This is a genomic window from Novosphingobium sp. 9 (genome assembly GCF_025340265.1).
GTDB lineage: Bacteria > Pseudomonadota > Alphaproteobacteria > Sphingomonadales > Sphingomonadaceae > Novosphingobium.
The window spans coordinates 2084629-2104295 of sequence record NZ_CP022707.1; the positions used below are offsets into that span (position 1 = coordinate 2084629).

At 60.5% G+C, this 19667-nt stretch carries 17 protein-coding genes; 11 read left to right on the plus strand and 6 right to left on the minus strand.

All coding sequences use genetic code 11. The annotated features are described in order from the left end of the window. Nucleotides 1-87: 87 nt before the first annotated feature. A complete protein-coding gene (gorA, locus tag CI805_RS10325; RefSeq protein WP_260923004.1) occupies nt 88-1434 on the minus strand; it encodes a glutathione-disulfide reductase in 1347 nt (448 codons plus the stop codon). Nucleotides 1435-1669: 235 nt separating this feature from the next. Between gorA and CI805_RS10330 the strand changes: the two genes are divergently transcribed. Next, entirely contained in the window at nt 1670-2350 is a 681-nt protein-coding gene (locus tag CI805_RS10330) for an RBBP9/YdeN family alpha/beta hydrolase (RefSeq protein WP_260923005.1), read from the plus strand. Nucleotides 2351-2397: 47 nt separating this feature from the next. Here CI805_RS10330 and pgi read toward each other — a convergent pair whose 3' ends face one another. Continuing rightward, a complete protein-coding gene (gene pgi, locus CI805_RS10335; RefSeq protein ID WP_260923007.1) occupies nt 2398-3921 on the minus strand; it encodes a glucose-6-phosphate isomerase in 1524 nt (507 codons plus the stop codon). Nucleotides 3922-4130: 209 nt separating this feature from the next. Here pgi and lepB point away from each other — a divergent pair, with 209 nt between their 5' ends. The 5 genes from lepB to CI805_RS10360 all read left to right on the plus strand — a co-directional run bounded on the left by lepB (nt 4131) and on the right by CI805_RS10360 (nt 9212). Next, on the plus strand, nt 4131-5021 hold the full coding sequence (lepB, locus tag CI805_RS10340; RefSeq protein ID WP_260923009.1) for a signal peptidase I: 891 nt from the start codon (nt 4131-4133) through the stop codon (nt 5019-5021). Nucleotides 5022-5023: 2 nt separating this feature from the next. Next, entirely contained in the window at nt 5024-5692 is a 669-nt protein-coding gene (rnc, locus tag CI805_RS10345; RefSeq protein ID WP_260923012.1) for a ribonuclease III, read from the plus strand. An 8-nt stretch (nt 5693-5700) separates the two neighbouring features. Further along, nucleotides 5701-6606: a GTPase Era gene (era, locus tag CI805_RS10350; RefSeq protein ID WP_260923015.1), complete on the plus strand. Its 906-nt coding sequence runs from the start codon at nt 5701-5703 to the stop codon at nt 6604-6606. A 241-nt stretch (nt 6607-6847) separates the two neighbouring features. Then, nucleotides 6848-7651, plus strand: coding sequence for an SGNH/GDSL hydrolase family protein (locus CI805_RS10355; protein WP_260923017.1), 804 nt, complete (start codon nt 6848-6850; stop codon nt 7649-7651). A gap of 43 nt (nt 7652-7694) precedes the next feature. Continuing rightward, nucleotides 7695-9212 (plus strand): ArnT family glycosyltransferase, encoded by a 1518-nt coding sequence (locus CI805_RS10360; protein WP_260923019.1) that lies wholly within the window; start codon nt 7695-7697, stop codon nt 9210-9212. 10 nt (nt 9213-9222) lie between these two features. Here the strand turns inward: CI805_RS10360 and topA are convergent, their stop codons facing one another. From topA to plsY, 3 genes are all read right to left on the minus strand, one after another. Next, entirely contained in the window at nt 9223-11820 is a 2598-nt protein-coding gene (gene topA / locus CI805_RS10365; RefSeq protein WP_260923021.1) for a type I DNA topoisomerase, read from the minus strand. 129 nt (nt 11821-11949) lie between these two features. Then, entirely contained in the window at nt 11950-13086 is a 1137-nt protein-coding gene (dprA, locus tag CI805_RS10370; protein ID WP_260923024.1) for a DNA-processing protein DprA, read from the minus strand. Beyond that, nucleotides 13083-13685, minus strand: coding sequence for a glycerol-3-phosphate 1-O-acyltransferase PlsY (gene plsY / locus CI805_RS10375; protein WP_260923026.1), 603 nt, complete (start codon nt 13683-13685; stop codon nt 13083-13085). Before plsY ends, dprA begins: the two co-directional genes overlap by 4 nt. 170 nt (nt 13686-13855) lie before the next feature. On the opposite strand from plsY, the gene murI reads away from it, so the two are divergent. The 4 genes from murI to CI805_RS10395 all read left to right on the plus strand — a co-directional run bounded on the left by murI (nt 13856) and on the right by CI805_RS10395 (nt 18117). Next, nucleotides 13856-14761 carry a glutamate racemase gene (gene murI / locus CI805_RS10380; RefSeq protein WP_260923028.1) on the plus strand — a complete coding sequence of 302 codons (906 nt, stop codon included), beginning with the start codon at nt 13856-13858 and terminating at the stop codon, nt 14759-14761. Next, complete coding sequence (locus CI805_RS10385) at nt 14758-15660, plus strand: hypothetical protein (RefSeq protein WP_260923029.1); 903 nt, start codon at nt 14758-14760, stop codon at nt 15658-15660. The genes murI and CI805_RS10385 overlap by 4 nt, the downstream gene beginning before the upstream one ends. After that, nucleotides 15657-16871, plus strand: coding sequence for a 5-aminolevulinate synthase (hemA, locus tag CI805_RS10390; RefSeq protein ID WP_260923030.1), 1215 nt, complete (start codon nt 15657-15659; stop codon nt 16869-16871). The genes CI805_RS10385 and hemA overlap by 4 nt, the downstream gene beginning before the upstream one ends. Before the next feature lie 142 nt (nt 16872-17013). Next, a complete protein-coding gene (locus tag CI805_RS10395; RefSeq protein ID WP_260923032.1) occupies nt 17014-18117 on the plus strand; it encodes an NADH:flavin oxidoreductase/NADH oxidase in 1104 nt (367 codons plus the stop codon). On the opposite strand, the gene CI805_RS10400 is transcribed toward CI805_RS10395, so the two are convergent. Next, nucleotides 18114-18590, minus strand: a complete 477-nt coding sequence (locus tag CI805_RS10400; RefSeq protein WP_260923034.1) for a MarR family winged helix-turn-helix transcriptional regulator — start codon at nt 18588-18590, stop codon at nt 18114-18116. The genes CI805_RS10395 and CI805_RS10400 overlap by 4 nt on opposite strands. Nucleotides 18591-18663: 73 nt before the next feature. Between CI805_RS10400 and CI805_RS10405 the strand changes: the two genes are divergently transcribed. Continuing rightward, nucleotides 18664-19605 (plus strand): zinc-binding alcohol dehydrogenase family protein, encoded by a 942-nt coding sequence (locus tag CI805_RS10405; RefSeq protein WP_260923036.1) that lies wholly within the window; start codon nt 18664-18666, stop codon nt 19603-19605. The last annotated feature ends 62 nt before the right edge of the window (nt 19606-19667 follow it).

Consider the following 19667-nt stretch of genomic DNA (forward strand, 5'->3'; position numbering starts at 1 on the left):
CTCGGGATAAAACAGGCTTGAGCAGGTCCGGTCAACCTCTTTAATCGGTCGATTAAGAAGGCTGACCGCGGAATGTCCGCCCAGCAATCACTTCAGCAGTACCAGTTCCTCGGCCATGGTTGGGTGCACCGCGACCGTGGCATCGAAATCGGCCTTGGTCAGCCCCGCCTTCACGGCGATCGCCGCCGCCTGAATGATCTCCGGAGCCTCCGGGCCGATCGCGTGAAGTCCGACGACACGGCCGGTCTCTCCATCACAGATCATTTTGTAAAGCGCGCGCTCATTGCGCTGGACGAGCGCATTCTTCATCGGCCTGAAGTCGCTGGTATAAACCGCAACGCTACCAAGCTGTTCGTTGGCCTGCGCCTCCGTCAACCCGACCGAAGCGATCGGCGGGTGGCTGAAAACTGCTGCCGGAATGCACGAATAGTCGACCTTGGACGGCTTATCGCCGAAAACCCTGTCCGCGAAAGCCTGTCCTTCGCGGATTGCGACCGGGGTGAGCTGAACCCGGTTCGTCACATCGCCCACGGCATAGATGGATGCGATGTTGGTACGCGCTTCATCATCGACCGTAACCGCACCATGATCATTCACCTCAACGCCCGCAGCTTCCAGGCCAAGGCCTTCGATATTGGGCACACGACCGGTCGCGAACAGCACGCAATCGACGTCGATGGGATCGTTGTTCGTCATCGAGACCTTGAGCGATCCATCCGGGTTCTTCTCGATCCCCCGCAAATCGGCATTGAAGCGGAAGTCGATGCCCTTGGTAATCGAAATTTGCAACAAGCGATCCCGCAGTGCCTCTTCATAGCCCCGCAGCAGCTTGTCCGAGCGGTTCACAATCGTGACCTTGGCGCCAAGCGCATTGAATACGCCTGCGAACTCGTTGGCGATATACCCTCCGCCGGCAATGAGAATGCGGTCCGGAATCGCATCGAGGTGAAAGGCCTCGTTTGAAGTGATGCCAAGATCATGCCCCGGAATCGAAGGCACATGCGGGCGGGCGCCAGTCGCAATCAGGATAATTCTGGCCGTCTTCGTTTCGCCGCTGGCCAGCGTAATCTCATGCGGCCCCGTGATCGTCGCGCGCTCACCGAAGATATCGACGCCGTTGTTCTCCAGTGTCTGGGTATAAAGACCGTTCAGGCGATCGACGTCAGCCAGCACATTGTCGCGCAACCTCTTCCAGTCGAACTTCGCGTTGCCGATCTCCCAGCCGAAACGAGTTGCATCTTCAAGATCCTCGGCGAAATGCGCCCCGTAGACGAGCATCTTTTTGGGCACACACCCGCGAATGACACAGGTGCCGCCGACCCTGTACTCTTCCGCGATCGCGACGCGCGCGCCATGCGCTGCCGCCACGCGGCTGGCACGTACGCCACCCGATCCGGCGCCGATGGTGAAGAGATCGTAGTCGTACTCGGCCATGAACACACTCCAGTTCGCCGGGCCGTCCGCTGGCCCGCCGGGAAGCGTGCATATGGGGCAGGCAGCAGGCGATTGCCAGCGCAGCAAATCACATGACGCGCCTTTCCGCCAGTCTCAGACCATTCACTTATCGTCGCAAAATATTTGTCTATTTAATGAGTAGAGTATATGCATTCCGCTCGACGTGCCGACCGGACGGTTTTGCGGCACGTCACGCACAGTGGAGAGACACAGCATGAATCCTCATCGCCGCCCCACTGCAGCGCGTGGCCACCCGACCAACGGGAATCAGGCACTGCGGCAACCGACCATTCTGCTCATTCCCGGCCTCAACGGCAGCGGACCAGATCACTGGCAAAGCCGTTGGGCGCGCGATATCGACAACGCCCATACCGTCGAACTCGGCCTCTGGAACGATCCTCAGCGCAGCCCGTGGATCAACCAGCTCAATCTGGCGATCCGCGCGATTGACGGGCCTGTCGTTCTGGTCGCCCACAGCCTGGGCTGCCTTGTCGCGACATGGTGGACCAAGTTCGAGCAGGAAGAAAACACATCGAAGGTCACCGGCGCCCTGCTCGTCGCACCGCCCGAAGTGGATTTCTTCCCGCGCGATGACCGGGTTGGCCGGTTCGCACCGATGCCGGTCGATCCGCTGCCATTCCCTTCCATTCTGGTCGCAAGCCAGAATGACCCCTGGATGGGCTTTCGGACTGCAAAGTTGCTGGCCCGCCAGTGGGGTAGTGAACTTGTCGATCTGGGCGAGGCCGGACACATTAATGCCGATTCAGGACTTGGTGACTGGCCTTACGGCAAATCGCTGCTGGCACGCCTCCTGCCGCCGGGCACGGTTGAAGATCGTACAGCACCGACTGGCTCAGGTGAGCGGCCCTCGTACTCTGCCATTGCTCATAGGTAGGAATGCAAATCCCGGCCGCGACACGGATGTCACGGCCGGGATATCGATCAGGAGGCGATGCCGGCGAGTTCGAGCAGAGCCTCGGTGGAGGGATCGAAGGTCGTTCCGCCCTTCTCGATCTGCTTGGCGATCTCCTTGCCCAGTTCGACACCAAACTGGTCGAACGGATTGATCCCCATCAGCACGGCATTGGCGAACGTGCGGTGCTCATGGAAAGCGATCAGGGCACCGAAAGCCGCCGGACTGACCTCATCGAGCAGGATCGTCGCAGAGGGGCGGTTGCCGGGATAGGCCCGCGCAGGGTCCTCGCTCGCCTTGCCGGCCATGAGCGCTGCGCCTTGCGCGAAGCAGTTCGACAACAGGATTCGGTGATGCGCAGGTTGCAGATCGTGCCCCGGAAAGATCGCGGCGATGAAGTCCACCGGCACGATGTTGGTGCCCTGATGCAGCAACTGGAAAACGGCATGCTGCGCATCGGTGCCGACGCCGCCCCAGGTGATCGGCGCCGTCGGACCATCGACCGGCGTGCCGTCAGCCTTCACGCTCTTGCCGTTCGATTCCATTTCAAGCTGCTGGAGATAATCGGGCAACAGCGCCAGACGCTCGTCATAAGCAAAGACCGCACGGGTCTGGCAGCCGAGCAGACGGGTATAATACTGGTCCGCAAAGGCCGCCCGCAGCGGCAGGTTGGCAAGGCCTTCTACATCCCGAAAATGCTCGTCCATCAGCGCAGCACCGGCCAGGAACTCCGAGAAATCGGGCCAGCCCAGTGCCATGGCGACCGGGAAGCCGATCGAGGACCAGAGCGAGTATCGACCACCGACGCTTTCCGAAAACGGCAGGATGCGGGTCTCGTCGACGCCCCATTCCGTGGCCTTTTCGGGCGCGGCGGTCAGCGCGACAACCCGGCCATAGGGATCGAGAACGCCACCGTCGCGCAACCATTCGATGGCGCTTTCCGCGTTCGTCATCGTCTCGATGGTCGTGAACGTCTTCGACGCGACCGCCAGCATCGTGGTCGCCGGATCGCAAGCCGCAAAAGCCGCCTCCAGCGCACAGCCGTCGATATTGGAGACGACATGGACGTCGCACAATGCGCCCTCACGCGCCAGAGCGTCAACCGCCAGTGCCGGACCAAGCGCGGACCCGCCAATGCCTATGTGGATCAGGTGCTTGATCTCACCCAGCACGCCACGATGGATCGCCTCGACGAGAGAAGCCATGCGCGCGTGATACTGACCGGCCAGTTCCACACTTTCCGCCTTGCCGACGCCGCGCTGGGCAGTGTGCTCTGCCGCACGGCCTTCGGTGGGGTTGACGATCTCGCCTGCGAACAGGGCTGCACGACGGGCATCGAAATCCATGTCCGTAGCCAGCTTCTCAAAACCGGCGATATGCGCAGCATCCAGATGGGTCTTCGACCAGTCGAAACGAATCCCCGAAGCATCGCCACCCACGCCAAGCTCGAACCGGGTCGCAAGCTGATCCAGGCGGTTTGCATCGTCAGCAAAGAGTTCACCAAGGCTCGGCTTGGGCAAAGCCTTCAGTTCGCTCCAGATCGCATCGCTCATTGTCGGTCATCCTCTTGGGGTTGGCGGGCGCAGTGGCCTGCGGCAGGCCTTATGCATCGCGATTGCGCGGTGGCCAAGTACAAAACACCGCATAGGACCTATTTTGGTATTGTTTTGGATACACCCAACTTCACGCTCGTCGACAGCTGTCGCACCACTATCGGCATTGTGCTTGACGCGCGCGCCAAGGCACAACATGGGTTCGATCCATGACCGACGCCGACGATACCGTCTCCGCCCCCGTATCCGCCACGCCTTCGCAGGCCAGCGCTGCACCGCCCTCGCAAAACGCGGGCTCTCCGGCAGCGGCCGACAAGAAGCCCAAGAAGGATGAGAATTTCCTCTCCTTCCTGTTCTGGCTGGTGCTCGGCGTGGTGGTGCTGCGCAGCTTCATCATCTCGCCCTTCAATATTCCGAGCGAATCCATGCTGCCGCGCCTGCTCGACGGCGACTACCTGTTTGCGACGAAGTGGAGCTACGGTTACTCGAAATACTCGCTGCCGTTCAGCCTGCCGCTGATTCCGGGGCGGATCTTCGCCCATCAGCCCGAGCGCGGCGATGTGGCGATCTTCAAGGCGCCTCCCGGTAACGACGTCGATTACATCAAGCGCGTGATCGGCCTGCCGGGTGACGAGATTCAGATGCGGCACGGCCAGCTCTATATCAACGGCACCGCCGTTCCGAAGGTTCGCGTGGCGGACTTCGTGCTGCCCGTCACCCCCAATACGCATTGCTACGCGCCCGAGTTCGAGGGCAAGGATGCCAAGGGCAATCCGGTCTGCAACTACCCGCAGTTCCGTGAGACTCTGCCCAACGGCAAGAGCTACAATGTGCTCGACCTTCTGCAGACGCCCCAGGACGACACCGGAGTCTATGTCGTACCCGAGGGCCACCTGTTCATGATGGGCGACAATCGCGACAACTCGATGGACAGCCGCTTCCCTGCCGTCGAAGGCGAAGGCGTGGGCATGGTTCCCGAGGCCAACCTCGTCGGCAAGGCCTCTCTCATGATGTTTTCCACCGACGGTTCCTCGAAGTGGTATGAGCCGTGGACGTGGTTCACCGCGGCCCGCTGGTCGCGCATCGGAGGCACGTTCTGACCTTGCTGACCTTACAGACCCGCCATTTCATCGAGCGGATCGCAGGCCATGCCGTCAAGGATGAAGCTCTCTGGCGCTCTGCCCTCACCCACGGCAGCACCGGCGAGAAACGAACTTACGAACGCCTTGAATTCCTGGGCGACCGGGTTCTCGGGCTGGTGGTCGCCGAATGGCTGTTCCGCACCAGCGACGAGGCGGAAGGACGATTGTCGCAGCGCCTCAACGCTCTGGTCAGCCGCGCCACCTGCGCACAGATCGCGCGCGGCCTTTCGCTGAGCGAGCACATGCTGCTGGGCAAGCAGGCGCGCGACGATGGTGGCCTCGACAGCGAAAACATTCTCGGCGATATTATGGAGGCGCTGATCGGCGCCTGCTTCGTGGAAAACGGATTTCCCGAAGCGCGTGCCATGGTGCTGCGGATGTGGACCCCCTCGCTGGAAGGCAAGGCAGGCAAACGCAAGCACCCGAAGTCGGCGCTACAGGAATGGGCCGCAGGTAATCGTCGCCGGACGCCGGAGTATGCGCTGGTTGATCGCTCCGGCCCGGATCACGCCTCGCGCTTTACAGTCGAGGTTTCGGTACACAACGTTGGCAGTGCCCGCGCGACGGGCAACTCCAAGCAGGAGGCGGAAACACTGGCCGCCGAGGAATTCATGAGGACTTACGGATGACGGGCGCGATGACTGAAACGGCAGGCGAGAGCTGCGGCCTGGTGGCCGTGATCGGCGCGCCGAACGCCGGCAAGTCCACGCTGGTCAATGCCCTTGTAGGCCAGAAGGTGGCGATCACCTCGGCGAAGGCACAGACAACCCGCGCGCGCCTTCTGGGAATCGCGCTCGAGGGAAGCGCCCAGATTATCCTTGCCGACACGCCTGGTATTTTCGCGCCCAAGCGCCGTCTTGACCGCGCGATGGTCGCGGCCGCCTGGGAAGGCGCTCAGGAAGCCGATGCGCTTTTGCTGATCGTCGATACGGTCAAACTGCGCCGCCATGAGCTGATGCCGCTGCTCGAAACGCTGAAGGAGCGTCCCGAACGCAAGGTGCTGGTGCTCAACAAGGTCGATGCCGGCGCCAAGGAAAAGCTGCTGGTGCTGGCGCAGGAATTCACCGCCGAAGTCCAGTTTGATGAAGTGTTCTTCGTGTCTGCCCTTTCGGGTGACGGAGTACCCGAACTGAAGAGCTGGCTCGCCAAGCTGATGCCCGAAGGCCCCTGGCATTACCCGGAGGATCAGGTTTCCGACGCCAGCGAACGCCTGCTCGCCTGCGAGATCACGCGCGAGCAACTCTATCGCCAGCTTCACGAAGAACTGCCCTACGACGCTGCCGTTCGCCCTGAAGCCTATGTGCCGCGAAAGGACGGCTCGGTCGAGATTCGTCAGCAGATCGTCGTGACCCGCGACAACCAGCGCGCCATCGTGCTGGGCAAGGGCGGCGCCAAGATCAAGGCGATTGGCGAAGCTGCACGCAAGGAATTGACCGAGGTTCTGGGCCAGAAGGTTCACCTTTTCCTGCACGTCAAGGTCGAGGAAAACTGGGCCGACCTGCGCGACATCTACGAAGAGATCGGGCTGGACTGGGTAAAATGAAATCGCTGCAACGGGGGGCGCTCCTCTTTTACTGCTTATCGCAGCCAGCCTTGCTGCGCCTGCCGCCAACGCAGCGCAGAATGGTCCTTCAGGCGCACCTGCCACCACTACTGCCGTAAATGGCGCAGTTCCGCTCACCTCTGCCGAGCAGACGCTCCGGAATGCGTTGGCGGGCGGAAACTACGTTGCAATGGGTTCATCGTATGCCGCTGGCCCGATGCTGCCGCCGGGCAAACCTGGCATGGCAACGCGATGCGGGCAAAGCGCCAATAACTATCCGTCGCTCCTTGCAAAGAAGTTCGGCCTCGCCCTGATCGATCATAGCTGCTCGGGTGCTACTACCGAACACATCCTCGGCCCTTGGGGAGACATTCCTCCGCAAATTTCCGGCGTTAATGCAGCAACCAGGCTCGTAACGCTGACAATCGGAGGAAATGATCTTACTTACGTTGGCAACCTCTTCAACGCGACCTGTCAGCAAGATCACCGCCGCAGGCAGCAGACGGCGGTATCAACAGTCAGCCCATGCAATCCGGTCCGCGTACCGACAGAGGCAGACTATCAACGCGACGAGGTGCAACTTGGGCGCATTGCCCAGCGGATTCACCAGCTTGCTCCGCGAGCGAAGCTGGTTTTCGTCCAGTATCTCCAGCCTCTCCCGGCGACCGGCAAACTGTGCGCCGATACGCCAATCAGCGAGAGCGACGCAGAGATCATCCGGACGATCGGTCGTCGCCTATCCGAGATCATCGATCGCGTCGGGCGCACAAACAATGCCCTTGTCGTCGAAATGGATAAATCCTCGGCCGCCCACACCCCCTGCGATGCTGACCCGTGGATGATCGGCTCTCCGAAAGGATACGACGGTCGCAACGGTCTGCAATGGCATCTCAACCTTGCCGGGATGAAGGCTACGGCAGACGGTATTGCTTACTGGCTCGCCAACGCGCCTGCGACATTCTCCCCTGCGCAACCTTCGGCGACTTCGACCGATCAGGCCGTGCCTCCCCCGAACGATCCAGCAGTGCCCACGCCACCTGCGTGACGTCGCGGGCAGTTGCAGTCCCATGCCTGGAGGCACCTCCGCCATGAGTTCATCTTTCTCGCGTTTTCAGGCTGGACGCTGGCCAATCCTTGGTTGGCTTTTACTGGCAATCGTCGTGCTGGCCTGCAGGTTGCCGCTGTTCGGCGACCCGCTGATCCATTCAGATGAGACCTTCTACAATCTTGTCGGCGAACGCATGCTGCACGGTGCCGTGCCTTTCGTCGACATATGGGACCGCAAGCCCGTTGGCCTGTTCCTGATCTATGCCGCGTCCCACGCCCTTTTGGGGAGCGGGGTGCTTGGCTACCAACTGATTGCCGCCCTCAGTGTCTTCCTGACCGCTGTTGCTATAGAAAGATTGGCCTCTCGTATTGCAGACCGGCAAGGCTCACGCCTTGCTGCCGTCACGTACATTCTCGGCCTTGCTGTCTTCCGTTGCTCAGGCGGTCAATCGCCGGTGTTCTATAACCTGCCGATGGTACTTGCAGCCGGCATGATGCTGGCACTGGCCACGCAGAAGCGCCCTGATCATCTCGTTATCCGTGGCGCAGCCGCCATGCTGCTGGTCGGGCTGGCGCTCCAGATCAAGTACACCGTCGTATTCGAAGGAATTGCCTTCGGAATCGTGCTCCTCTGGCTGAATTGGCGTAAGAACTGCAGCGTTGTAAAGCTCATTGCAGCAGGCCTCGTGTGGGTGGCCAGCGCGCTTGCGCCGACGGCGCTGGCACTGGGATGGTATGCCTTGCACGGCTACGCTCAGGAATTTATCTGGGCCAATTTCCTGTCGATCTTCCTGCGAGATACCGGGGCTGCGTTGTCGCTCGATCGGATATCCGATCTGGCCACTGACATTGCACTGACGCTGCCGTTCTGGGCTGGAGGCCTTTACTGGTTTCGCCACCGGCACACACCTGCATTCGCGACCAAGAATAATACGATCCAGACACTTCCGGGTGCGCAAGTCTGGTTATTGGGTTGGGCAGGCGTTGCGACGTTCGGCTTCCTGATCTTCGGGACATATTACGACCATTATACCGCCGCTCTGCTACCTTCCTTTGCGGTTCTGCTCTCGCCCATTCTGGGCTGCCGTCCTGGAAAGCGTATGGTGACCGCTTTCATCCTGTCATTTCTGATTATCGCGGGCAGTGCGATCACGATAGGCACCTATCGTAAATACGGCGGACGCACCGATCTTGACCGCGCAGCAGCTCTCATTTCGCCCAATCTACATGGGCGCTGCCTCTACGTATTCGAAGGGTATGCGGCGCTCTATTCCGCCACCCATGCCTGCACCGCTTCACGCTTCGTGTTCCCTTCGCACATCTCGCGCCGGGTGGATTCCGTCGCGCTTGGCGTGGATTCACGCGTAGCGTTGCAAAGGATTCTGGACCATCAACCCGGCGTCATAGTCGTCAACGCCAAGCCCGACATGAGTGAAGCGAACCTTACGGTCCGCCCCATGCTTCATGCCGCGCTTGCCCATAACTACGAGCTTTATGCCCGGACCAATCTCGGCAAGCTGAACCTTTTGCTCTACCGCCTGCGCGAGTACGGACGGTAGAGCTACATATTCATTCAGCCTCAGCTGCAGCCTTGGCCGTCTTTGCCTTCGCCGGAGCCTTAACCTTTGCCGGACTCTTCTTTGCTGTGGAGGGCTTTTTCGCCACTGCAGCCTTAGCAGGCGCCTTTTTCTTGGGTGGTGCCTTTTTCTTGGTTGAAGGGCCCTTCGCGACCTTCGCGTCAATCAGAGCCACAGCCTGTTCGGCACTGAGGTCTTCCGGCTTCTGATCGCGCGGAAGGGTGGCGTTTGTCGTGCCATCGGTCACATAGGGCCCATAGCGCCCCGCCAGAACCTGCATTTCCCCGCCGCTGGTGGGGTGTGCCCCGAGAACCTTGATCGGCTCAGCCTTGGCCCGCGTTCCGCGTCCGCCACGATTGGCCGCATCGGCCAGCATCGCAACGGCAGCGTTCATACCGGTCTCGAACACTTCTGCCGTATTACGCAGGCGCGCATACTTGCCGTCATGTGCGAGATAAGGGCCATATCGACCGATGCTCGCCGTGATCTCCTTGCCGCTTTCGGGATGTTCGCCAACAGTTCGCGGCAGGCTGAGCAGCTTGAGCGCCCACTCCAGCGTCAGTTCGTCAATGTCCTTGGGAATGGAAGCGCGCTTTGCCTCCTTGCCCTCGCCAAGCTGGATATACGGGCCGAAACGCCCGACCTTGCGCAACACTTCCAGATCGGTCTCGGGGTCCTTGCCGAGCCCTTCCTCTTCGCCTTCGCCCTCGGCGCCACCAGGCTGCGCGAACTTGCGGGTGAACTTGCATTCGGGATAGTTCGAGCACGCCACGAAAGCGCCATAACGGCCACCACGCAGGCTCAGGCGTCCGTCGCCACACTTGGGGCAGACACGCGGATCGGAACCATCCGCATTGGCCGGGAACAGATAATCGGAGAGAAACTCGTCCAGCGCCTCGGTCACTTCCGAAGGCTTCTTCTCCATGACCTCATCCGACTTCGGCTTGAAATCGCGCCAGAACGCTTCGAGCAGCGCCTTCCACTCCTGACGTCCCCCCGAGACGTCATCGAGTTCATCCTCCATCCCGGCGGTGAACTCATAGGCCACGTAGCGATCGAAGAACCGCTCAAGGAAGGAGGTCAGCAAGCGCCCGGTTTCTTCGGCAAAGAAACGGTTCTTCTCGGTACGGACGTAGGAGCGGTCCTTGAGCACCTGAATGGTTGCCGCGTAAGTCGATGGGCGGCCGATCCCCAGCTCTTCGAGGCGCTTCACCAGACTGGCCTCGGAGAAACGCGGCGGCGGCTGCGTGAAGTGCTGTTCGGCGACAACGTCCTTCTTGGCCGGCATGTCGCCCGCCTTCATGAACGGCAGAAGGCCCGAATCGTCATCGTCGGACTTGTTGTCCTGCCCTTCCTCGTACACCGCAAGGAAGCCGGGGAATTTCACCACCTGTCCGGACGCCCGCAATTCGTTGCGCCCCGTGCCGTCACGCAGCGTTACCGTCGTGCGCTCCAATGCCGCGGACGCCATCTGGCTGGCCATCGCCCGCTTGAAGATAAGGTCATAAAGCCGCGCCTCGTCACCCGAACCATGACGGTCCTTGATGAAGTCGGTCGGGCGGATGGCTTCGTGCGCTTCCTGCGCGTTCTTCGCCTTGGTCTCGTAATGGCGTGGCTTTTCGGGGAGGTAATGGCCCGAGAAGCGGTCCGAAATCGCCGCACGCGCGGCAGAGATGGCGCTGGGGTCCATCTGCACACCGTCGGTACGCATGTAGGTGATGGCGCCTGCCTCATAGAGCGTCTGCGCCACCCGCATCGTCTGGCTGGCCGAGAACCCGAGCTTGCGCGCCGCTTCCTGCTGCAGCGTCGACGTCGTGAACGGCGGCTGCGGATTGCGGCGGTGCGGCTTGGTCTCAACCCCTTCGACCTTGAAAGCACCCTGCTCGACGGCCAGCTTGGCCCGCATCGCGGTGCCTTCATCGCCAATGCTGAGGCGATCGAGCTTCTGCCCCTCGAACGTCACCAGCTTCGCGGTGAAATCCGATCCGTCATGCGCCATCTGCGCCGCGACCGACCAGTATTCCTGCGGCTTGAACGCCTCGATCTCACGCTCGCGATCGACGATCAGGCGAAGCGCGACCGACTGCACACGGCCCGCCGACTTGGCACCGGGCAGCTTGCGCCACAGCACCGGCGAAAGCGTGAAGCCGAACAGATAGTCCAGCGCACGGCGCGCAAGATAGGCGTCGATCAGGTCCTGATCCAGCTCACGCGGCTGGGTCATGGCCTTCGTCACGGTATCCTTGGTTATCGCGTTGAAAGTGACGCGCTGCACGTCCTTGGGCAGCACGCGACGCTTGCGCAGCAGTTCCTGCACATGCCACGAAATCGCCTCTCCCTCGCGATCAGGGTCAGTCGCGAGGATCAGGCGGTCGGCCTCCTTCGCGAGATCCGCGATGGCCTTCACCTGCTTTTGCTTATCGCCGTAAAGCTCCCAGTCCATCGCGAAATCCTCGTCCGGACGAACGGAGCCGTCCTTGGGCGGCAGATCGCGGACGTGGCCATAGCTGGCGAGCACCCGGTAATCCTTGCCCAGGTACTTCTCGATGGTCTTGGCCTTGGCCGGAGATTCGACGATGACTAGCTGCACATTACAAACTTTCAGATGCCCCTCGCACGCGCGCACCTACGCGCATGCATGTACACGTACAAGGTGGTTGCCTGTTCGCGGTCTCGTCAAGAGGCCAGTTTGATGGCCAGCGTTTGACAGACACATCAATCAGGAATCCAGCAGGCTGACACGCCCTCCGGCATGCCGCACAAGGCGGCCCGCCAGTTCAAGTTCGAGCAGAGCCATTTGCACGTCGCCCGCATTCGCTCCCGATTGACGGATCAGTTCGTCGATAGCCACCGGTGCTCCGCCCAGCAGTGCATTTACCGATGACGATGCATGGTTATCGCCAAGCCCTCTCCCCTCATTCTCATCCATCGTCGTCCAGACTGTTTCCGGCTCGCGAACTACGCCACGAGGCCTTCCTGAAAAGTCACGCAAGAGTTCCATCACGTCGCCCGCATTCTGTACCAGAATAGCGCCGTCGCGGATCAACTGGTTACATCCCTGAGAGCGCGGATCGAGCGGTGAGCCCGGTATCGCCATCACTTCCCGCCCCATTTCGCCAGCAAGTCTGGCGGTAATGAGTGATCCGGATTTCGGGGCGGCTTCCACAACGACAGTGCCGGAACACAAACTGGCGATGATGCGGTTTCGCGTCGGGAAATGCCTGGCAAGCGGCTCCGTGCCGCAGGGCTGTTCGGCCAGCAGCAAGCCCTCCAGCGCAATCTGTTCCTGAAGATCGGCGTGCTCGGGGGGATAGGACACGTCGATCCCCGAGGCGATCACACCGACGGTGCCCGCGCCGCAGGTTGCTGCAAGCGCGCCCCGATGCGCGGCGCCGTCAATCCCGCGCGCCAGACCTGACACGACAACAAAGCCCGCCTCGGAAAGCTCCAGTGCCAATTCACGCGCCAGCCGCAATGCCGCCGCCGAGGCGTTGCGCGCACCGACAATCGCGACACAAGGCTTATGAGCCTGCCCAATATCTCCTCTCCAGGTCAGGATCGGCGGCGCGCCATCGCTTGTCTGCAGCGCTTCGGGGTAGTCTTGCGAATCATGAAACAGATATCGCGCGCCGGACTTGCGCATGGCCGCAATTTCGTCCTGCACGCGCCCGATCGACGCCGCGACATATTTGCGTCCTGCTCGTCCGGCAAGTTCAGGAAGAGCCTCCAGCGCCGCAGCGCCCGAACCAAAGCGGCGCAATAGCTGGATATAGGAAACCGGCCCGATATGAGGCGACCTCAGCAGGCGAATACGAGAGAAAGCTTCGTCCTGCGAGATAGCCTCGGTCGTGCTCATGCCTTCTTGCCGCTACCGATTTTTGGCTCTGTACCGGATAGCAGGCGAGAAATGTTCTCACGGTGCTGAAAAAGGACAAGGACGGCGATTACGGCGAGCACTATCCCGTACTCCCGATGGCCGGTTCCGAACGCGACAAGCGGCGCAACAACGGCTGCACTCATTCCCGCAATCGAGGAAATCCGCACGAGCACCAGCAAGCCGATCCACGTCACCGCATAAGCAAGCCCGATTGGCCAGCCAAGCGCAAATCCGATGCCTGCCGTCGTGGCCACGCCCTTTCCGCCCCGAAAGCGCAACCAGACCGGAAAGCAGTGACCGACGAATGCCCCGATTGCCGCAATACTGGTGGCCTCCGGACTGCTCATTTCCGGCCAGATGGCACCAGCAAGCAGAACCGCGACAAGGCCTTTGAGAAGATCCAGAACAAGTGTTGCCGCGGCAAGGCCCTTGCGCCCCGTGCGAAGAACGTTGGTGGCACCGATATTCCCCGAGCCGATGGCGCGAAGATCACCTGCACCAAAGACGCGGGTCAACAGCAGACCGAAGGGAACCGAACCCAGGGCGTAGCCCAGCAGTAAAGGGAGAATCCATTGCATAGGCACTCCTTAACCGCTCGGACCAATTTGGCGAAAGAGTTCTTCACCCAAACCGCTACGGTATGTAGCTGCCAGGTTGCCATTGGCCGTCACGGCAGGCACACAGTGCCTTCGACCACCATGACCTGTAGACCTTGCCTCGGCGTCCGCGGCGCCACTCTGAAGATTTCATGCCAGCACCATCTGAAAATCATCCCGGCACAGCCCTTTCCCTAGCCAAGGGCGATTCCGCTCCATCGGTACAAACGGATGATATTCTTCATCAGCCCGCGACTCTGGGTGTTGATCCTTCAGCTCCGATCCTGCTTTTCGATTCGGGGGTTGGCGGTCTGACAGTGCTCGACGCCGTGCGTCGCAAGCTGCCTGACGCTCCCCTGTTGTATGCAGCGGATACGGCGGGCCTTCCATATGGCACAAAGACTGAATCCCAGATCGCCGCACGCGTTGCAGGATTACTGGGGCGGATGACCGAGCGGTTCCAGCCCCGCCTTGTCTGCATCGCATGCAATACCGCCTCGACCATTGCTCTGGGCATGGTGCGCGAAGTACTGGAAGTGCCCATTGTCGGGACAGTACCTGCCATCAAACCGGCAGCTGCGATGACACGCAGCGGTGTGATCGGCCTGCTCGGCACACAAGCAACCATTCGACAAAATTACATAGACAGGTTGGAGCAGGAATTCGCATTCGGCAAACGCCTGCTGCGGCATGGAGCGCCTGCTTTGGTTGCCGCAGCAGAAGCGAAACTTCGCGGCGAACCGGTGAACATGGCTGACGTTGAGGCTGCCGTTACAGCGCTACGGGACCAACCCGGTGGCGACGAGATGGACACGATTATCCTCGCGTGTACGCATTTCCCGCTGCTGCAACCCGAGCTACGGGAAATATGCGGGGAGAGCATGCGATTCGTCGACGGAGCTTCCGGCATCGCCGACCAGATCGCAAGGCTGACAAGCGGTCAGGCTTTTCAGCGCATCCGTCCTGATCGAGCCGTGTTCACGGCTCCGCCAACCGATATCAAGGCGTACGCAGCCACGCTGGAGCGCTATAACCTCGCCGGGATCGACGTACTTTGACCCCGCGCATCAATATTGCTGTAGCCATCCTTCTGCTGGCGCTGGGCATTCCTTTCTACTGGTACTTCATCAACGCCGGAACCGACGGCGCCCATGCAAAACCCCTCAAGATCGCCGATTTGCGAACGCTTGCGCTGAAAGCGTCAGGCGCCGCCCCTGTCGGCATCCGCACAGAAATGATTGGCATACGCTATGTGCCACTGGATTTTCTGGCCGCGGGCGCAGGCTTATGGTCATCGCCCACTTCCATTCGCGCCTTCCAGATTGTCACCTCGGACGGTTCCTCGATCACCATCGATTCGGGGATAACCCCGCAAACAGCCAGTGCATTCGATATTGTCCGCTACGACATCGCCGCACAGCAGCGGGTGAATGGCGTTGTGAACAAAGCCAGAATTCGCCTCTATCTGAGCAATTTCCCGCTTCATAAACGCGACGGGCGCACCGATCATGCAGCGACGCCCACAAATGTCGCGCCGCACGCCGTGTCGGCAGGCATCGTGGAAATTCCGACCCCTGGCCTCACCGATGGATCGGCTATGTATTTTGTCCGGCTCCAGAACGGTCGGGAGTTCCTGTTGACCGGGGACGCGGCCACACTCCGGGAAAGCTGGCAGCGGATCCATCCTCCGGCCCGCTATGTCACCTCTTTCCGGCGACCTCAGGACAGGCTGGAACTCAGCTCCTGGTTGATGACCATCAATGCACTTCATCGCGAGGCGCCCGATATGGAGATCGTGGAAGGCCATGACCTGCACCCGATGCGCGAAATCCAGTACGGTTTCGACGATTACAGCGATCTGGGTCTGGCGTCTGGTCATCCGCGCGACAATCCTGTAATGGCCGCCGCGAGGGGCTTAAGCAGCACGCCGAACCAAGGCAGGAAACACGCTCTGTGAATTACGATCGGATTTTCGATCAGGCGATCGACCGACTTCATTCCGAAGGACGCTACCGCGTCTTCATCGACATCCTGCGCAACAAGGGTGCCTACCCCAATGCGCGCTGCTTCGCCGGTCATAACGGCCCGAAGCCGATCACCGTCTGGTGCTCGAACGATTATCTCGCGATGGGGCAACACCCCAAGGTAATCGCGGCGATGGAAGAAGCGCTCCACGATGTCGGCGCCGGTTCAGGCGGCACCCGCAACATTGGCGGGAACACCCACTACCATATCGAGCTTGAGCGCGAATTGGCCGACCTTCATGGCAAGGAAGGCGCACTGCTCTTCACCTCCGGCTACGTCTCGAACGATGCCACCCTGTCTACGCTCGCGCGACTGCTGCCGGGTTGCATCATCTTCTCAGACCAGCTCAATCACGCCAGCATGATCGCCGGCATTCGCAATTCCGGCTGCGAGAAAAAGGTCTTTCGTCACAATGACCTTGATCATCTCGAAGAATTGCTGGCCGAAACGGACCCGGCGCTACCCAAGCTGATTGCCTTTGAATCCGTCTATTCGATGGATGGCGACATCGCGCCAATCCATGCCATCTGCGATCTGGCCGAAAAGTACGGAGCACTGACCTACATCGATGAAGTCCATGCCGTAGGCATGTACGGGCCGCGCGGCGGCGGCATCACTGACCGAGACATGGCAGCGCACCGTATCGATCTGATCGAAGGCACGCTCGGAAAAGCCTTCGGCGTAATGGGCGGTTATATCGCAGCCAGTCAGCGCATCATCGACTGCATTCGTTCTTATGCGCCGGGGTTTATTTTCACCACATCGCTTTCCCCGGTCCTCGTGGCCGGGGTGCTCGCCTCGGTGCGCCACCTCAAGAGCTCCAGTGTCGAGCGTGACGGGCAGCAGCGTTCGGCAGCGATGATGAAGGCCATGTTCCGGGAGGCAGGCCTGCCGGTCATGGACTCGACCACACATATCGTGCCGCTGCTTGTCGGCGATCCCGTGAAGGCCAAGAAAATCAGCGACATTCTGCTCGCCGAATATGGCGCATATGTACAGCCGATCAATTTCCCGACCGTGCCTCGCGGAACCGAGCGGCTACGCTTCACGCCGGGGCCTGCGCACACGGAGGAAATGATGCGCGAACTCACCCAGGCCCTTGTCGAAATCTGGGAACGTCTGGACATGCGCGTCGCCGCATAAGGCATTTCAAGGCAAGTAGCTGAGAGGCGAGGGGTATTTTTCCCGGCCTCTTGGCATTTTGCATCCGCACACCACGTTGATTGCGCCTTTTAGCGCGAGATTGTTCGCGCTCTTTGGAGTTCGACAAAGGAGCGCAAGACCCATGGCTAAGCTGTTCGAGCCAATTCAGGTTGGCGGACTCAAGCTTTCCAATCGCATCGTTATTGCCCCGATGTGCCAATATTCGGCACAGGACGGATGCATGAACGACTGGCACCTGAGCCATCTGGCCTCGCTCTCGCACTCCGGCGCAGCTGCTCTCACTATCGAGGCGACAGCTGTCACACCCGAGGGCCGGATTACCAGCGGCGATGTCGGTCTGTATGACGATAGCTGTGAAGCCGCTCTGGGAAAGGTTCTCGCCTCGATCCGGCGCTGGTCGGATATGCCCATAATCGTCCAACTCGGCCATGCCGGGCGCAAGGCCAGTTGTGAGAAGCCCTGGGATAACGGCGGCGTACAGATCCCACCGAGCACTATCGGCGGGTGGCAGACAGTGGCACCGTCAGCCCTGCCCCACGCACTCCACGAGAACGCACCAGCCCCCCTGGATGCAAAGGGCTTGGCGAAAATTCGCGATGCCTTTGTTGCCGCCGCAAGACGCACTGAAGCGCTTGATCTCGATGGAATCCAGCTCCATGCCGCGCATGGCTATCTGCTCCACCAGTTCCTGTCGCCGTTATCCAATATACGCAGCGATACCTATGGGGGCAGCCTGGAAAATCGCATGCGTTTTCCACTGGAAGTCTTTGAGGCCGTACGCGCAGCGTTCCCTTCACACAAACCCGTAACGGTTCGCGTCTCCGCATCGGACTGGGTCGAAAACGGCTGGGACATCGAACAAACCATTGCCTTCGCAAAAGCGCTCGAAGCGGTCGGCTGCGACGGTATCCACGTTTCCAGCGGCGGTCTTGCGCCCAGTCAGGACATCCCGGTAGGACCGAACTATCAGGTTCCGCTCGCACACGCTGTAAAGGCTGCCGTCAACATTCCGGTAATCGCCGTCGGCCTTATTACCGAGCCCCAGCAGGCTGAAAGTATCCTCGCGACAGGAGATGCCGATCTGATCGCGATCGCTCGCGCCGCGCTTTACGATCCCCGCTGGCCGTGGCATGCGGCCGCTGCGCTCGGAGCACAGGTCAAAGCCCCGCCCCAATACAGGCGATGCCAGCCACATGGCTTGCCAGACCTTTTTGCCCGTGCCTAATCGCTCCTGACCTCATGTTGACCCCGCCGCATCGCTTCAGCAAGGCGGCATGTCAAAGTCACGAGATCGTCGAGATCATCTGCCGCCCAGTCTGCAAATGCCTGGCGCAGCACGCGGTCGCGGGCGATATCGATAGCCCGCGCCATCACCGATCCTGCAGGCGCTATTCGCGCCTCACGAATGCGCCGGTCCCGTGAATTTGTTCCGCGCACGATAAGGCACCGTTCCTCCATAGTCGCCAGCTGGCGACTGACCGTCGTGTAGTCGCGACCTACCCTGTCCGCCAAGTCGCCGACCCCGATCGGACCGAAGCGATCGACAGCCACGAGTAACGGAAACTGCGCGCGATCAAGCTGGATTCCAGCCTCACGAATAAGCATCTCGTCACGCTCCGCACCATTCATCATCGCCACGATTTCCAGCAAGGCACCGTGAAGTTCCCGAAGTTTTTCGGAGATAAGTGCATTATGCATGTATTTTCTTGCCGTCCATCATCGACCTATATATGTGTATTACACATACACTTCACCGCGCGAGGAGCAACCCATGAAAGCAGCCGTTGTCACCAGCCCAGGAAATCCACCGATATGGGATGACTTCGAAGCTCCTGTTGCCAACGAACAAGAGATCATCGTGGATGTCGTCGCTGCGGCACTCAGCCAATTGACCCGTACGCGGGCTTCCGGTCGTCACTACAGCGACACTGCCACATCCGGCTTCATTGCCGGCGTGGACGGCGTAGGTTGGTCCCCTGACGGCAAGCCGGTATACTTTGCGCTCCCCCGTACACCTTACGGCGCGATGGGCGAACGCGTTCCGGTAGCGCACACGCAGACAATCGCCATTCCGGCTGGTCTCGATCCCCTACAGGCGGCCGCAATGGCAAATCCCGGTATGTCTTCATGCGCCGCATTACGTGAGCGCGCCAGGATCCAGGTTGGAGAAACCGTCCTCATCAATGGCGCAACCGGAGCATCGGGAAGCCTGGCGGTTCGCATCGCCCGCCACCTTGGCGCCGCTCGCGTCATTGCTACAGGGCGCGACAAAACCTTGCTCGGAGCGCTCGGGGCTGACGAAGTGATCGCTTTGGATGTTACCGGAGAAGAACTGGAAACGCGATTTTCCAGACACTTCCAGGAAGGCGTAGATATCGTGCTCGACTATCTCTGGGGACCGAGCGCCCGCGCTGCCCTGGTTTCCGCCGCAAGACATTCTCCCAAAAGCAAGCCCGTGCGATTTATTCAGATCGGCGCGATAGCCGCTACCGATATTGTTCTGCCAGCAGCCGTCCTGCGATCGAGTACCATCGAACTGATGGGGAGCGGAATTGGAAGCGTAGGAACGGATCGCTTGCTCGCCTCCATCTCGGAGGTCTTCAACGCCGCCACCGCAAGAGGCTGGACAGTTCCGCTCCTGCCAATACCTATGACAGATGTAACAAGGGCGTGGTCAACCGAAAGCCGCGAACGGATTGTTCTGACACTTTGACACAACAAAGCCCGGCGGGTTTCACCTGCCGGGCTTTGTCATACCTCTCAATTCATGCGCTC

Excerpts from the sequence above, each read along its gene's own strand:
- gorA (WP_260923004.1), bottom strand. The coding sequence starts at position 1,434 with ATGGCCGAGTACGACTACGATCTCTTCACCATCGGCGCCGGATCGGGT.
- CI805_RS10330 (WP_260923005.1), top strand. The coding sequence starts at position 1,670 with ATGAATCCTCATCGCCGCCCCACTGCAGCGCGTGGCCACCCGACCAAC.
- pgi (WP_260923007.1), bottom strand. The coding sequence starts at position 3,921 with ATGAGCGATGCGATCTGGAGCGAACTGAAGGCTTTGCCCAAGCCGAGC.
- lepB (WP_260923009.1), top strand. The coding sequence starts at position 4,131 with ATGACCGACGCCGACGATACCGTCTCCGCCCCCGTATCCGCCACGCCT.
- era (WP_260923015.1), top strand. The coding sequence starts at position 5,701 with ATGACTGAAACGGCAGGCGAGAGCTGCGGCCTGGTGGCCGTGATCGGC.
- CI805_RS10355 (WP_260923017.1), top strand. The coding sequence starts at position 6,848 with ATGGCAACGCGATGCGGGCAAAGCGCCAATAACTATCCGTCGCTCCTT.
- CI805_RS10360 (WP_260923019.1), top strand. The coding sequence starts at position 7,695 with ATGAGTTCATCTTTCTCGCGTTTTCAGGCTGGACGCTGGCCAATCCTT.
- dprA (WP_260923024.1), bottom strand. The coding sequence starts at position 13,086 with ATGAGCACGACCGAGGCTATCTCGCAGGACGAAGCTTTCTCTCGTATT.
- plsY (WP_260923026.1), bottom strand. The coding sequence starts at position 13,685 with ATGCAATGGATTCTCCCTTTACTGCTGGGCTACGCCCTGGGTTCGGTT.
- murI (WP_260923028.1), top strand. The coding sequence starts at position 13,856 with ATGCCAGCACCATCTGAAAATCATCCCGGCACAGCCCTTTCCCTAGCC.
- CI805_RS10395 (WP_260923032.1), top strand. The coding sequence starts at position 17,014 with ATGGCTAAGCTGTTCGAGCCAATTCAGGTTGGCGGACTCAAGCTTTCC.
- CI805_RS10400 (WP_260923034.1), bottom strand. The coding sequence starts at position 18,590 with ATGCATAATGCACTTATCTCCGAAAAACTTCGGGAACTTCACGGTGCC.
- CI805_RS10405 (WP_260923036.1), top strand. The coding sequence starts at position 18,664 with ATGAAAGCAGCCGTTGTCACCAGCCCAGGAAATCCACCGATATGGGAT.